Here is a 16,007-nt window from a genome sequence, read left to right as displayed (position 1 = left end):
TACTTTTCTATAAGAGCTATATTTTCCTTTTGTTAGGCTGCCGAAACCGCCTCCAACATTGAAATAGTAGCTTTCGCTTCTTCCAGATTTGTTAAGATCTTTTTGGTATCCTTTTCAAAAGAATCAATCGATTTGAAAAGCGTTTCATAGTAAGCTATTCCATTTAATAAATTCATTTTAAAGCGTTTTATCTTTTTTTCGAGTTGTACAGAAGGTGCTGTTTTGGCTTCCTCATGTAGTTTGCTGAATGCCTCGAGATACAATGACAATTCTTTTACAAACATATGCGGACGTTCTTTAGGAGCCAGTACATTTGCTTTCCCGTTGATGTGATGTACCATTTGTTGCAAGGACATTTCTTTATCAAAATACGCTAAATTGGGACCGGGACAAATCGTTACGCCTTGTTGTTCTCCTTTTACAGGCATTTCGTTTTCCAAATAGGCGGCGTTGGCTAAGCCTACGCACAAACATGATTTGGCGGTAATGGCTGCTTTTCGTGTGGCTATTTGTGTTGCAGACAATCCTTCAGCTTGTAATGCCTGTAATTGTGCTTTTTGATATTTTTTAGAAGCCGTACATACTTGGTTGTCATTGCCTAATGAATGCAAGGCTAAGAATTTTTTAGGACACGAACTTCCGGGTTTGTTATTTTCTATGCGGGCATCTCGTAGTAGTTGGTTCGAAGTATTTTTCACCGTGTTAAACGAAACTCCTAGTGGTGATATTTCACTCAAATACAAGTCTTTTTCTTCTGCTTTTCTCAATAATGCTCTGGTTTCTACATCCACCGAAGTTGCTTCTTTGACTAGTAAAAAAGGCGTTCCCCAACCCACACTATCGGTTTGGTAATGGTCTAATAAAAACTGATGCTCTTCGTGTGTTCCCACACCTCCTTGCACGGTAATTTTGAGCGGTAACGTAGTATCTGGTATCGGTTTTCCTTTGTCGGTTAATGCTTTTACCACCATTTCAAAAGTATTGGCCTGCAGTGTTTCTTTTTGCTGTTTGAATTCTTCCAAAATAGGGCCTAACAAATAACCATCGGAGGCAAAGGCATGTCCGCCACAGTTTAGACCAGATTCTATTCTGAATTCAGAAACCCACAATCCCTTCTGTGCCAAGAATCTACTTTGAATTTGTGCCGAACGGTAATCACTTACTTTTAGAATGATTTTCTTTTTCAAATTCCCCTGAGCATCCGGATAGAAATCTTCAAAATTCTCTATATAGGAATACAGTCTGGGATTCATTCCGGCAGAAAGCACTACTCCAGAACTTAATTTACTTTCTGCAAAACCACGCAGCGCTGCATGCGCGTCGTTAAACTCAGTGGAAAGAGCCGTTTTACCATCGTAGTTTTGTTTATCCAGTTTCGTCATGATGTTTACATCAATAGCACCGGGATGTAGCACTTCGTCCACATAGTTAAAAAGCTGTTCTTTTAACTGTAAACCGTTTTCGGTAAGTTCTTGTAACTTTTGTTTGATCTGACTGCTGTCTGGCAAAAGGCTACAAAAATAGTCTTGTACCGATGGACTTTCGGCCAACTCTTCTTTAAAAGCCTGAAACTTTTGTTGTACAATATCCTCAACCAAATTCAAGTAATTGGTTATTCTTTTTGCTCTGTGATCAATGGCTTTCTTCGTTGTTTCTTGATAAGGGAAATGAAATTTCTTGCTGTAGAAGGCATTCATTCTTTCAATCAATTCGTCATCTACAATAGAAATAACGGAATCAATTCCATACTGAGCCACGCGTATAGGACTGTCTATAGTAAAGGCAAGCCCCATTACGGGAATATGAAAACTGTGTATCGCTTGGTTTTTCATGTTCATGGTATTTAAATGAAAAATAAGCGCTAAAGATGCAATAGCCGTAGCAGCTATCCAATGATAATTGTCACCTAAAAAGGATATCCAATGGCAAAGTTGAATACAAAGGTTTTAAACTCGGCATTCCAGTCGTTATCTCCGTAATACGGTTTTTTGATAGGGGTGGCCAGATCAAAGCGAATGACAAAACTTTGAATGTCTATACGCAATCCTGTTCCAATACCAACTCCGATCTCGTTTAGGAAATTTGATGAAAACTTACCACCGGGTAAGGCTTCGTTATCATTTTTAAGCCAAACATTTCCTGCATCGGCAAACACAGCACCTTTGAGATAAGAGAAAATAGGGTAGCGGTATTCAATGTTTGCTTCCAACTTAATATCTCCTGACTGATCAAAATAGGAAGTATTATCAGAAGCCGTTGCATTGTCGTAATCATAATCCGGATTGTAACTTCCCGGACCTAAGGAACGGATTCTAAACGCTCGTACGCTATACGGTCCACCGGAGAAAAACTGTTTGGTGAACGGAAGAATATCAGAGTTTCCATAAGGCAAACCATAGCCTCCATAAAGGCGCATGGCAATCATGTTCTTTCGATCTATGTTGTAATGCATGCGTAAATCAGCTTCAAAACGCGCGTATTGCGCATATTCCAATCCTAAGAAAGTATCGGGATTTTCACTGTTTCCATTTCCAAAAAGACCTAGCGTATTTCCGGCAGTATCAAATCCAAACTCGGTATAGAAAGTGGTTTTCTTGCGCGAAACCCCCATTTCGTTATAGATAAACTGATAATTGATTCCCGGAATGAATTGTTGCTCAAAACTTCTACGCAAATAGGCGTTTTCATCTAAGATGGCTTCAAACTCCTCGGTGGTATTTCCAAGTTTCAAATAGCTGATGTCAATGGGTTTCAAGGTATGCGTAACATACTTGTTGGCATTCCAGGTATAGCCAAAACTTGTGTTTGCAGAGGTGAGGGTATACAAATCGCCACGACTCAGGTAATTACCGGCCACGCTGATGGTAGTTTTAGGAATGGAATAGGAAAATTTCGCATTCAGATCCATAGGAAACAACATCCTTGGATAGATGAAATCGGCTTGTAAACCAAGTAGGGTACTGGTTAATCCGGCATCTTGTCCGCTGGCTATTTGAGTTTCGTAACCTACTTTTCCTGATATTTTTAAAATTTCTCCTCCCTTAAAAATATTACGATTGCTGTAAGTTAATGCTAAGTTAGGTCCTGTAAATCCATTGGATTTAGAAACTCCTTGCAGCTCTGCCCGAACCGCTTGTTTGTTGAGCGGTGACAAGTAGATATGGGTGTCTAAATATGCCAAACTATCGGTTTGTAGACTGTCTATTTCTTTGTAGCGAATGTTTACGAACTTATAATTGCCAATGCTTCCCAAGCGTCTGCTAGTGTTGGATGAGCGTTCCGGATTGTAGTATTGTCCATCTTTAAACAGTATGTATGGCGCTAATAGTTTGGGTTTAAAATAGAGCGTATCCTGTAAAAAATGAATATTGTTAATGGTTACGGTATCGTACACCACTTCTTTATCACTCGCGCTACTGTTGGGATACACGTAGATCTGTCGTAATTTATACGGTATTTTTGCTTTGGCAGGTACATTGTCTTTAAACGTCAAATACAAGTCAAAACTTTTGTTGTCATATACATTGGTATCTGCTTCAAAAATGAGGAAGTCTGAATTGAAATTGTAATATCCTTTTCGTTTCAAAAGAAAGTCGATACGCTCACGTTCTGCTTTCATTCTATCCAGATCAAACCGAATGCCTTCTCGCAGAAATGGGCGGTTCATTGTGCTTTTGATGGCTTCATATACTGGAAAGGAATCTTTGTCCAGCTTGTAATTTACCATGGTGTACGGTGTACTCAGTTTAACGGAATAACTGGCGCTACCGCGTTGCGTAGTATCGTTGGTAGTGAGGGAAGAGGATATCTGCGACTGAAAGAAGCCTCGGTTTTCCAATCGGTTTTTGATCAGGTTCTCTGTGGTGGTCAAGTCTACATCGGAAGCATACACCGGTTCTTCTCCGTATTTCTTGTTTAACCAACGTAGTATGAACCCCGGCTTTTCTTTGGATTGTGCTTTGTAATAGTAGTGCAGTCCCGGGCGTAATCCCAAAATAGAGGTATTGGGTTCCGGTTTGAGTACACCTTCCAAGGTTGTTTGTATCTCCGGAAGATCTTCAATTTCATTACTTACCGAGTCTTTTTCAATGGTAACTTCGGCTCCTGTATACAATTGCTCGTTATCAGGGATGTATTTATCTACAGCACATGAGTAGAGTACCCAAAGGCTGCCTACTAAAATTCCTATATGGTATATGTGACGTTTATTCACTTTGCTCGGTGTCTTTTTCAGGGGTTGTTGTATCTGGATTGTCCTCCGTTTTTGATTTGCTTTCTTCCTCGTCTGCTTGTTCTTCTTTTCGTAGCATGGCTTTCCAAAGCTCGTTGAACTTATTGAATTCTTTGGTGAAGATCAACGAAATTCCGTTAACGATGATTTGTCCGTCAATGATGTTCTCATAGGTGTTTTTATGAAATCCTTTTACCCGGAATCTACCGTCCTCGGTCAACAGGTATTGTACACTTACATTTCCTAACAATTGGTTGGCTTCTCCGGGGCGCGAACTTCCTTCTACATTGACTTCGCTACCCACTTCTACGATCACTCTATCATTGAAGAGTTTTTTCTGAGCCGTAATATCCACATCTGTACGGTTTTCCGCGGTGGCTCCTTGATAATCGGTATAACTATCTACACCAAAATTTAGACTGATACCGGAACTTCCTAATAATTTATCAGAAAACATATTTAATTGATCTGAAAGTGCTTGGCTCAGGTTATCTCTAGCAATGGTTGCGGTACCTCCGCTACTACCATCACTACCGGTATCCGGGAAGAAACGATTCAGTACCAATAACGAAAACACTTGTTTGTTCAATTGATCTTCCTGCTGATTCAGTTGCTGTACTTTACTGTAAATAGCGCCACCACTCAGGCCACGATCATCTTCCGGAATGTCTATACTAAAGGTGAGTTTGGGATGCATCAATGCTCCAGCTACGTTCAAGTATACATAGAATTGCACACGTTGACGGTAACTGTCTTTAAGAGTTTGCGAAGCTCCTGAAGACACATCTGACATCAGGGAAGAAGCGGATGTTTTTATTTTGTAAATAGCACTTACATCTAACTGTGCATCCATAGGATCACCAGACCAGGTTACGCTACTTCCTTCGGCAAATTGAAATTCTCTTTTTACCAGATTGTATAAGTTCATTTGGTAATGTCCTTCGGTCACTTCATACCTTCCTGTAAGTGTGGTACGGCCGTTTTCTTCTATTTCAAAATTCAGATCTCCTTTTCCTGCTATACGTAGGTTATCGCCTGTTTTTTCATCAATGATGACATTGAATACAGCATTTTTGTTGAGCGCTAATAAGGCATCCAAGCGGAAACCATTTAAAATAGCAGCGGTTTCTTCTTCGTTTCGGGTGAGTATCGCATCCGGATTTTGTCGGTTTACAAACACCACCACACCATCGCGCTCTACCATATTCAATTCATCTTCCGGAATCACATAATATACATCGGTTCCTTCGTTGGCAGATAGTTTGGCATCCACAATCGGGAGATCCAAATCTCCGGTAAGTGTTACGTCTGCATTGATATTAGCTTTTCCGTAGAACAGATCGTTGTCTTCTTCTGTTGAGTTGAGTACCTGAAAGTTCTTTGCTTTTACGGAGAGGTCAAACTCGGGGTTGGTTGGGTTTTTGGTGGTTACTTCGCCGTCCAGTACAAACGTATTGTTGTTGGCATCCTTTACCGTGAAGGTTTTGAAATAAATACCTTTATTACTCAGTTGTATCTGTTCGTTATCTATGGTAAAGTTGGTGTTCAACATTTTTGGGTTGAACTGTGCATTGTGAAAATCAAAGGCACCGTTAAAATCCGGTTTTTGAGACGTTCCTTCAATGGTAAAGTTTCCGGAAACATACCCTTGGGTATCGGTGATCATCCCATCTGTAAATTGGTCTAAGGTATTGAGCTCAAATTTATTCAGGTCCAAATGAAAGTTCAAGTCGGCTCCATCTTGATGGGCGGTATAATCTCCGTTCATATCCAAATCGATACCACCATCTTTCAACGCTACTTTCATATCGTAGCGCTCACTACCCAAAGCCCTTGCTTTGATGGAAAGATTGCCTAAAGGCGCTGTTAATACTTCCAGATTGTTGATGTTCAATCCGGCTAGGAGTGCCGTACGACCGTAGGGTTCTACTACAATGAACTTTCCGTCTAAAACTCCTTTGGCTACCGGTTCTTCCGGATTTAGTAATGCCAAAAAGTTGTTCAGTTGAAATCCGTCAAATTCAACGCCCATATGCTCTTTGTCAATACGGTCGGTCATATGGTTTCCAAAGGCTACTTGTTGTTGGCCATTCTTAAAAGAAAAGTTCCGGAAGGTAATCGATTTAGGGGTCATGGCTACCCGGTTGTCCTGTGGAGTGTTCCAAAGTTTTCGGTTTAGCAACAGGCTGTCCGGTTCTATGTGGTAGAATACCGAATCTTTGGTGCGCTCTACCGTAGAGGCAATGTGCATAAAGCGTTCTTCGCCATCATAGGCATTGAAATTCATTTGCATCAGTTGGTCTTTGGTTTTTCCTGCAAAGGTGATCTTATGTATTTGAACCCGCCCAGCATCAATGCGTTGGATTCCAAAAGAGAAATCGGGGTTGTTGGTTTGTGCATTCACTTCCAGCGCCAAACTGTCTAGTTCCATATCATTGTAGCGCAGTCGTGGCAAGTACACGTGGGTGAAAAGTGATTGTTTCGATTCATCAAAATCTATATCTACAGCGAGTGTATCCATTTCTTGAATCCCCGGGAAGAATACATCCGATATCAAAGCAGTTTCATGAAAACGAGTCTTTAAATGCAAGTTCACCGGTTTTGGTACCGTATCATAGGCGGTAGAGTCTGCACTGATCAAATTGGTATAATACCTACTAAAAGCATCTGTGATCTTTGGAATATCGGCATTTGCCTGTAACTCTAGCTGTAATATTTCATTATCAATGACCACCGAACTGCTATCGCGCTCTACGGTAGCCTTTATATTGAAATCTCCCGGATAATAGGGATCATTCACATACACCATCACAATATCTTTAATGGCTGCGTTGGCGGTGAATTTGTTGGGTTTGCCTTTGTAGTCTGCTACCAGATTGAGTTGGGTACGCAAATTCTTATTGGTGATGCCCAAGGCTTGCAGGTCGGCTCCGGTTACTTCCAAATCTAAATGAGCTTCCGGTGCTACGGAATCTAATACAATATCGCCATCTAAGGCTGCATTTAGATTGTAGTCTTTAAAATGAGCGTCTAGTTTTCCGGTTCCGTTTTTAATATCTGCCGAGAGTTTGAAAGGGGTAAGGTCATACCCATTGTAGGTCAGCCGTTCTATATCGGTTTCCAACGTCGCATCCAGGGTGTTAATGGACGTTCCTGTTCCTTTTGTTTTGATTCCAATACTGATGGTATCCAGTGCCGGATTCTGCAACAGTTTCCCCAAATTCACTTGATCGATCTTGATATTGGCATCAAAGGCAATCGTTTCGGTATTTTGGAAATTCCCGTCTACTGCAATCGTTCCTTCCGAAGTCTGCAAACGCGCTTTTGCGGTAATGTCTTCTAAATTTCCACTTCCTTCTACCACTAGCGTAGCATGATCAGGATAGCTGATACCCAAACTATCTGAAGCCATGAATTGTTCCAGATCTTCTTTGGTGGTGATGGCTTTAAAATTCTGAATGGTAAACGCCAAACGCTCTGTGTCTGTAATATTTTTAAAAGCGGCGGTGGCATTCACACGGGTATTGGCACCCCATTGAATAGCGGTGTTAGACAACCGCAATGCTTCCAGCGTTCCGTTGGCATAGACTTGCCCTGAAATACGTTTCTTTGCCAAAGTTGCCAGATAGGTGTTCTTTTCTAGGTCTGGTTGCAGGAGGAACACGTCTTGCAATGCCAGTTGTATATTGTTTAGGTTTAGTGCGAGGGTAGCTTTTTCCGGCGTCGCTATGAATTGTTGTAAAGATGCATAGGAAGCAGCAGCATTCCCCGAAATGGTATTGTTGTTCAAGGTGAACTGCAAATCATCTATAGCCAGTCGTTTGGAAGTAATATCCGTTGTAAAAGCCAATTGCTTTAATGCCAATCCACTGGCTTCTTCCAGTTGCAGGTTGGCTATTTCCAAGGCTGCATGCTCTTTTTCCAGCAAAACTTCGTCGGCTTGCAGCGTTACGTTGGTAAGTGCTATGGCATTTGCATTCAACGTTCCTTTTTGAGGTTGCGCTCCGTCTAGCGTATAGGTAATATCGTTATGTTCTAGGTTGATCTCGTCTACGGTAAGGTTCCAATCCGGCCAGGTAAATGGGGTAGTTGTGGTGGTTTCTGCTACGGCTGTTTCCTTGGCTACTGTTTGCATGTTAAGCACAACTGTTGAATGCTTTAGAGAGAGTTCGTCCGCCACTATTTCCTGTGCTTGCAAATCGATCTTCGGAACCGAAAAATAGCTTTCTGAAATGGTTACGTTGGCATCCATACCATCTGGTTGTGAACGGTACTTAGCGGTTACGTTGGTCAGTTCTAAAGCATCCACCTCTAAAAAAGGTAACGGACTCGTAGCCGTGGTATCGGTACTTTCGGGTAATGGTTTTAGCTGTTCGTAGGTAATTTGAGTATTACGCAGCGCTGCTTCGTCTACTTCAAATCGCATGGCTTCCAGGTCAAAGGTATTCAGTTCCAACAGCAATTCTCCAATGGAGCCGTTGGCATTCATACCCGTTACTGCATCTTCATACGTAAGGTGAATGTCTTTCAGATCAAAATCTCCTAATTCTATCTGAAACGTACTCGTAGTATCCGCAGGGGTAGTGGTTTGGGTACTGTCGGCTGCAAAAGCATCGATCAAAAACTGATAATTAAACCCTTCCAAACTGTCCTTTTGATATATATGTGCCGTAGCCTGATTCCAGTCTAAGGATTTTAACTGAAAACCCGTACCCTTGATCAAGGGTAACAAACCTATATTGGCTTCCAGTTCGTGGGAATAGAGGAGGGTGTCTTTGTGGGTATCTTCTAGATAGAGGTCTTCCACAAACACATGACCATCAAAAGTGATAAACACCCTTTTAACGGTTACGGTGGTATTGGTTTTCCCTTCAATATAGTTGGTGAGTTTTTGAACAATGATATTTTGGCCCCAAGGACTTCTGATAAACAGGAGCAGGAGAAAAATGAAGATAAAAAGCCCTAAAATAATACGCCCAAAGATTCGTAAAACTTTGAACTTTTTGGAATGTGTCTTTTTGTTCAAGGAAATGTTCGCTTACTTTTTGGTGAAAGTACAAAGTTTTAACACTTTTCTCTTTTAAACTTATCTTAAAAGAGTGTTTATAAGTTAACAAAATTCCAATATATGGAGGAGTTACCTAGCGGTGGTGGTGTAGTTGTGCTATTTGTTCATGGTATTTAGCGTTGTGGTATTCTTGTTTTACCGCAGCCATGCACGCAGCACACAAACAATCGGTATACTGTTCCCGCATATAATTACGCTCTTCCTCATTAAGCGTCACTGTAGTACACTGGCACAGATTAATGCTCCCTACTTTACATTCAAACGACTCCTGGCAACGCGGACAGTATTTCTCTTCGTGGTGTGGCATAAAGTTGGTGTTTTTTTAATTTTCAATACTACCTAAAGGTACAAACTTTTGTGGGAAGAGGATTGTTTTTTAGTTGAAAGTTAAAGGTCCTAAGTCTTAAGTCATGTTGTCTTATGTTTTTGTAAATATTCTGCCAACTGCTACTGAACACTGAACATTTTTGAAATAATCATTCCGTGTGCTGATATCGAATTTCTTTGCTGTCTGCTAAAGGCTGAAAGCTGTCCGCTCTCTCGGTGGCTGAGTGGTTTGTGGAGTGCAATGGAACAAAGTGTATCGAAGCCGATTTCATTATTTTAAATGCTGAATTATAAATGTTGAATTGGTTTTTAGTTGAAAGTAAAAAGTCCTAAGTCTTAAGTCCTGTTATCTTATGTCTTTGTAAATATTCTGCCTACTGCAACTGCTTACTGAACACTTTTAAAATATCCGTCATTCCTTGCTGTGACACGGAATCTGTTTGTTTTTACCTAAATGCTTGCTTATACGCTTCCCCTCTTGAGAGGGGTTAGGGGTGTGTTTTTTGAAATTGGATTTTAGAAATGAGAATTGTGTTTTGCGTGTAAACGCCAAGTTTTACCCTAACGGGTATGTTCATTTCTTTTATTCGTAGACTCTTATTGTTTTTAAAGGAACTCATGATGTGCTACGCAGTTGCTTGTCCAAAAGAAACGAACCAAAGAAAACGACACCCTTTTTAAGGAATTTTTTGCTGCTTGTTACCACAGCACCAAAAACCATCCGGCAAACTCCGCGTCGCTCAACCGCTCCTGAATCTCGGAGCTTTGCTCGGATATATTCTGGAAAAAGGGGGGTAACTTCACTCAGATGTATTGTGTTTTACAATTGCTACAGAAATGATTATCAGCTAAAGGCTGTCTGCTAAAGGCTGAAAGCTGTCCGCTCTCCCGGTGAAATGCAATGGAGCAAAGTGTACCGAAGCCGATTTTATTATGTTGAATGTTTTTTAGTTGAAAGTTAAAGGTCCTAAGTCTTAAGTCATGTAGTCTTATGTCTTTGTAAATATTCTGCTAACTGCTACTGAATACTAACCACTTTTAAAATAACCGTCATTCCATGTCACGACACGGAATCTACCTGATTTTATCTCTATGCTTAATAATTCGCCTTCTCTTGTATTCTCAGCTTACAGATGTGTATTTATGCTTTGTAGTTATTTTTGGTATGGCTTTTGTTTCATCTATTTTTGAACGAAAAATCTACATATATGAAAAGTATTACTTTACTTATGATTTCATTACTTTTAAGTCTGCTACATGCTAATGCTCAGGAATTGAGTGTAGAATTTGGAGGAGGAACCGGGCAGGCTTATGTTTATGAAGATGCCGATGATGGGGTAGACGTATCCTACGCTGTACCATTTAGTGCCTATGCAGCTATTACCTATCACAAACCGGAACAATATTTTGGCATGAGCCTACGGTTGCAGTATATGAATGCAGGAATTGAGGGGGAAGACTGGCAACAGGGGCTTAGTACTATGAAAGGTGATGTAACCGCCTTTTCTACCTTTGTGTTGTTGGAACATTTGAAGACAAACAACACCTGGAACTTTGGGTATCACTTTGGAATGGGATATACTACAGAGCAGCTTCGTAAGAACCTGGCGCTACAAGAAGGAATTACTACAAGCAGGTATATGAGTTTAATGGGGGCTGGGGTTGTAAGTTATGAATTGAGTCCATCAGTTTCGTTTAGACTTGCACCTACACTGTTATGGACCGATCCTGTAAACTCACTACGCGATAGTAGTTTATGGCAATTAGCAGGAGATGATCTCAGTTGGTTGGTACAGATAGGAGTGGCGTATCATTTCAATTAAATAAAATCGTATAAAATTACCTTTTGTAATAAACTCTGTAAAGTTATTTGCTCTCTTTCCAGAGTTTATTATTTCTAGCTGTCCGCTCTCTTGGTGGCTGAGTGCTTGGTGGAAAGTAATGGAGCAAAGTGTATCGAAGCCGTTTTGTTATTTTGAATGCTGAATTATAAATGTTGAATATTTTTTAAGTCACCGTCATTCCGTGCTGTGACATGAACTTGAAATGTTATCTATAATTTTCATTGTATCTCTCGTCTCATTGAGTGTTTTGGCAACACATAGTAAGTTGACAAAATGTATCGAAATGCGCTTCTCGATACAATTTTTCTCCGTTGCTCTACGAAAAACCACTCGAAGTGATGGAGCGTAGATGTGGATGAGTACTTAATTTTTAAATTACCGCCAACCACCAACCACACTAAAAGCTCCTTCAAAAACGCTAATACCTTCAAAATTTGCATTTTACAGAATTAAGAAGTATCTTACAACAGCGGCAGGTGAGTCTACATTGAGTCCACACCAAGTCCACAGTGAGTCCACACTTTTACGGGAATTATGTGGAGTCATAGTGGAGTAGCTATGGATAGAATGTAGAAACACCTGCAGGGAACATGGCGGGGTACGCACCTAAAAATAGACGGATATGGCACGATTTAACGGAAAAGAATTGATTGGAAGCCTGGGCAATGTGGCTTTTAGAAACGTGGATGGCACCACCTATTTGCAAACCAAACCGGGGCGCGGTGGGGTACGGCAAACCAAAGCCACCAAAAAAGCAGCCTCCGATTTTGGAACGGCTTCTTCCACCACCAAAATGCTGAGCCTGGGGTTGCGCATTTTGCTACAAACCTATTACCAAAAAAACATGTTCAACAGCTTTCGCAGTGTGGTGTACGATGCCATGCTGGCCAATACACTGCTGCCCAAAGGCACTAAAAACCTATGGGAGGGCGACCTCAACTTGCTCACAGGCTTTGAGTTTAACACCGCCAGTTTGTATGCCGATTATTGCCGGGTACCGCTGAGCATGACCGAAAACCCCAATGGCAGCCTTACCTTGCAAACACCGGGGTTTGTACCTGCGGATGTACTCCTATGGCCCGCAACCGCCAGTAGCGCCGTGCTGTGCTACAATGTTACCTATTACCAACCCGATACCTACAAAATAATACAACAAGAAGTGTTTCGGGTAGCGGTGGCTGATGCTGTACACCCCATAGCCGCGCAAAGCTTTACCACCCAACCCATAGCTGCGCCGGCACTGGCTTTGGTAAGCAGTTGTGTGTTGTATTTTAAAGAAGACGCCCTCTTGGGCTCGGTATGTATCAACCACAAAGCACTGCACCCCATGCAGCTATTACAAGCGTTGCGCATGGTATAGCAAAGGCACTTTGCTGTGTTGGGTAGGGGATACAGCCTTAAAGGTGCCTTATAGCCATACTGCGCACGACTACAATTCACTACCTACGTAACCACCGATTACGGATAACCGTAAGGAGGGGTGGGATGATGTAGTTAGATTTTAGTTACAGAATACTTGTGTTTGATTTCCTGTTAACGAGTTGTAAGGCTTTTAAGCGAAAACTGGTTGATATATGGTGTTTTTATACGGGCTTTGGTGTATATTGGTATAGTCAACTTTAAGTTAAAGTAGAAAAAAATAAGATGTCCATATATCAGGAAATATTAGATTGGTCACAACAGCGACCTGATTTTATTAAAGATGCACTTAGAAGAATAATCTCAAATTCAACAATTACTCAAAATGATATTGATGAACTAGTGCAATTATTAAAGAAAGAAAATGGAGATACAACTATAACATTAAGTGTAGTTCCATTTGATAGTACCCATATTCCTTCATTAACAGGTTCTTTAGCTCATTATCCAAGATTAAAAACCTTAGAAAAACCTATCAACATTTGTGCTTTGCACAATCAAGGGAAATTAGAATTCCCGAGTAGTGGATTGAATGTAATTTATGGTAATAATGGTTCAGGGAAGTCAAGCTATTCAAGAATACTGAAGAAACTCTGTTGGAGTAGGAATTCAAACATTGAATTAAAGAAAAATGTATTTACACAAGATTCAAATCCTCAACAGGTTGATTTTGAAATTGATATTAATGGTACAATTACGAGATTTCAGTGGGTAGAAAATGCTTCTTCACATTCAGCATTGAATTCCATAAATGTTTTTGATACTAACTGTGGAGATATCTATATAAATAGTGAAAACCCTACAGAGTACAAACCTATTGGAATTGATGTTTTAGAAAGGTTAATTCCTGTTTTAAATGCAATGGCTCAATCATTAACTAACGAAGTTGCTGTTTACACAACAGCAAAACCAACTATTGACCAATTGTTGAATTCAACTCCAACTGGTCAGTGGTATTCTAATTTCGAGAGTTTAACAAAACCTGTAATTGAGAATTACATACAATTTAGTTCTGAAAACGCAGCACGTAAACAGGAACTACACCAGCTTATTAATACTCAAAACCCTCAAGAGAATATTAAAAATCTAATTGGGTTAAAAGCAAGGATAGATAATTATGCTAAACAATTTGAAGGAATTGAAGGTCTTTTTATTGAAGAGAAAATTACTGAATTAAGAAGTTTAAGAACAAGTTTTGAAAATACAAAAAAAGCTTATGATGTTCTGACTAATGAAGTTAAGGAAATAAATACAATTGATGGTTTTGGGTCTAATCCTTGGAGAATACTTTGGGATGCAGCACAAAAATTTGCACTCAGTAACGGAATGACAGATGGTGTGAAATTCCCTTCTTCTGGTTCATTGGAAAAATGTGTGTTGTGTCAACAGGATTTAGATGAAACAGCTCAGAAAAGATTGCTTGGTTTCAATCAATTTATATCTAATGATGTATCAACACAATTAACAAATATTCAAAATGGGATTAATAAAAAAATACAATTTTTAAAGTCGTTAACAGCATTATCTTTTGACAATTTTAACGAGCTTGTTCAATATATTCCTAACTTTGAAAAGGGTTTTAATGAATTTTCAAACGCGATTGAAACTCTTAAAGCAAACCTTATTGATTACCTTGAAAAAGGCACAGAACTAAATGTACAAATCAAGACTTTTTCCACTAATATAAGAGGCTTAGTTCCTAATATTGATGCTCAGTTATTGCAAAATAATCAATTACTAAGTAATCGAAACGCTTTTATTGCTGAATATAACGAGCTGATAGCAAAGGAATTTTTATTTAACAACAAGGTTCAGATATTAAAATACCATGACGAACTAAAGTACAAAGAATGGATATCAAGATGTCAAACGAATTTAAATACAAATAGTGTCTCAAGAAAAATTGGAGCTTTAATGGAAAATCAGGCAATAAACTTACAGCATCAAGAATTTATAAATCACTTAAACGATTTTAATTCTGATTTAGCCGCAAAAGTATTATTGTCAAAGACTAGGACATCACAGGGGAATACTTTTCAAAAGTGTAGTTTGAATGGCATCAATCACTCTATTGAATCCATTTTAAGTGAAGGTGAGCAAAAAATAATTGCCCTATCTAATTTTTTAGCTGAGTGTACAATTGATGGACGAAAAAACACTATTGTTTTTGATGACCCAGTTACTTCTTTGGATATGGATTATCGAGATTTAATTGCAAGTAAGATAGTAACGCTTTCACAGGACAGACAAATAATAGTATTGACTCATGATTTATCATTTTTACGACTACTAATAGATACTCATAAGTCATTAAATTCATCTAATTGTGAAATAATAGGGATTGATAAGTACAATGAAATTAGTGGTATTGTCACAGACGAGATACCTTATTTAGCAAAGAATATTCAAGAAAGAATTAATTCTATTAAGAGAATCCTGACTGAGCATGATGCTCTACAATTAACAGATGCTCATGGGCGAGAAATTAAATTGGACTCGGCAAGGAAAAGATTTAGAATGCTATTAGAGCGTTCAGTTGAAGAAATTCTTTCCAATAAAACCTATGAGCGATTCTCAAAAAATATAAATTTAAAAAAAGGGAATTTATCAAGCTACATTGTTACAGAACAATCAGATATTGATTTCTTGCTAAACTTATTTAGTAAATACTCAGTAACAGAACATGATGGTGGTACAACTACAATTCCTCAATTACCTAATAAAACGGTAATTGAACAAGATATTAGAGACTACTCTACATGGAAAAATGGTTTTAAAACCAAATTAAAAGCATTTGTTGCCTCATACAATTAATATGAATTAAAATAGATAAAGGCTAGCAGCTAACATTTTCTATAAATAATTGCAGGCAAAGTGCTAAATATCAAGGTTTGTAGCTCGCTCAAACAGCGTAGCGGTTTGACAGTTAATAACCTCGCAATCTACCACTGCTTATACAACTTACAGTTATAGGTGATTTTATGAAGATACTATTAAACATTTTACTACTCATAATTTTGACTTCTTTTAATTCGAAGTCAAGTGACAGGACCATCGAAAGAAAATCTACCGACAGTTTGTTAATTCAAAACAAGCCTCAACAACAAAAAAAAGTAGA

The 16,007-nt window shown here is 39.3% G+C and carries 7 protein-coding genes; 3 read left to right on the top strand and 4 right to left on the bottom strand.

Annotated elements, in window-relative coordinates; translation table 11 throughout:
- Positions 1-32: 32 nt before the first annotated feature.
- From BM383_RS07705 to BM383_RS07690, 4 genes are all read right to left on the bottom strand, one after another.
- Positions 33-1,832, bottom strand: coding sequence for a hypothetical protein (locus BM383_RS07705; RefSeq protein ID WP_093024662.1), 1,800 nt, complete (start codon positions 1,830-1,832; stop codon positions 33-35).
- Between the two features lie 74 nt (positions 1,833-1,906).
- On the bottom strand, positions 1,907-4,213 hold the full coding sequence (tamL, locus tag BM383_RS07700) for a translocation and assembly module lipoprotein TamL (protein WP_093024548.1): 2,307 nt from the start codon (positions 4,211-4,213) through the stop codon (positions 1,907-1,909).
- Positions 4,206-9,257 carry a translocation/assembly module TamB domain-containing protein gene (locus tag BM383_RS07695; protein ID WP_143106368.1) on the bottom strand — a complete coding sequence of 1,684 codons (5,052 nt, stop codon included), beginning with the start codon at positions 9,255-9,257 and terminating at the stop codon, positions 4,206-4,208. The genes tamL and BM383_RS07695 overlap by 8 nt, the downstream gene beginning before the upstream one ends.
- A gap of 115 nt (positions 9,258-9,372) precedes the next feature.
- Entirely contained in the window at positions 9,373-9,606 is a 234-nt protein-coding gene (locus BM383_RS07690) for a cysteine-rich CWC family protein (RefSeq protein WP_093024546.1), read from the bottom strand.
- A gap of 1,228 nt (positions 9,607-10,834) precedes the next feature.
- Between BM383_RS07690 and BM383_RS07685 the strand changes: the two genes are divergently transcribed.
- The 3 genes from BM383_RS07685 (at position 10,835) to BM383_RS07675 (ending at position 15,703) form a co-directional block, all read left to right on the top strand.
- Positions 10,835-11,449 carry a hypothetical protein gene (locus BM383_RS07685; RefSeq protein WP_093024545.1) on the top strand — a complete coding sequence of 205 codons (615 nt, stop codon included), beginning with the start codon at positions 10,835-10,837 and terminating at the stop codon, positions 11,447-11,449.
- A gap of 643 nt (positions 11,450-12,092) precedes the next feature.
- Positions 12,093-12,830, top strand: a complete 738-nt coding sequence (locus tag BM383_RS07680) for a hypothetical protein (protein ID WP_093024544.1) — start codon at positions 12,093-12,095, stop codon at positions 12,828-12,830.
- A 284-nt stretch (positions 12,831-13,114) separates the two neighbouring features.
- Positions 13,115-15,703 carry an AAA family ATPase gene (locus BM383_RS07675; protein WP_093024543.1) on the top strand — a complete coding sequence of 863 codons (2,589 nt, stop codon included), beginning with the start codon at positions 13,115-13,117 and terminating at the stop codon, positions 15,701-15,703.
- Positions 15,704-16,007 lie beyond the last annotated feature (304 nt).

This window comes from Pustulibacterium marinum, from assembly GCF_900116665.1.
Lineage (GTDB): Bacteria > Bacteroidota > Bacteroidia > Flavobacteriales > Flavobacteriaceae > Pustulibacterium > Pustulibacterium marinum.
Note: the sequence above shows the minus strand (reverse complement) of the source record. Positions and strands in the feature narration are given on the sequence as shown.

Excerpts from the sequence above, each read along its gene's own strand:
- BM383_RS07705 (WP_093024662.1), bottom strand. The coding sequence starts at position 1,832 with ATGAAAAACCAAGCGATACACAGTTTTCATATTCCCGTAATGGGGCTT.
- BM383_RS07690 (WP_093024546.1), bottom strand. The coding sequence starts at position 9,606 with ATGCCACACCACGAAGAGAAATACTGTCCGCGTTGCCAGGAGTCGTTT.
- BM383_RS07685 (WP_093024545.1), top strand. The coding sequence starts at position 10,835 with ATGAAAAGTATTACTTTACTTATGATTTCATTACTTTTAAGTCTGCTA.
- BM383_RS07680 (WP_093024544.1), top strand. The coding sequence starts at position 12,093 with ATGGCACGATTTAACGGAAAAGAATTGATTGGAAGCCTGGGCAATGTG.
- BM383_RS07675 (WP_093024543.1), top strand. The coding sequence starts at position 13,115 with ATGTCCATATATCAGGAAATATTAGATTGGTCACAACAGCGACCTGAT.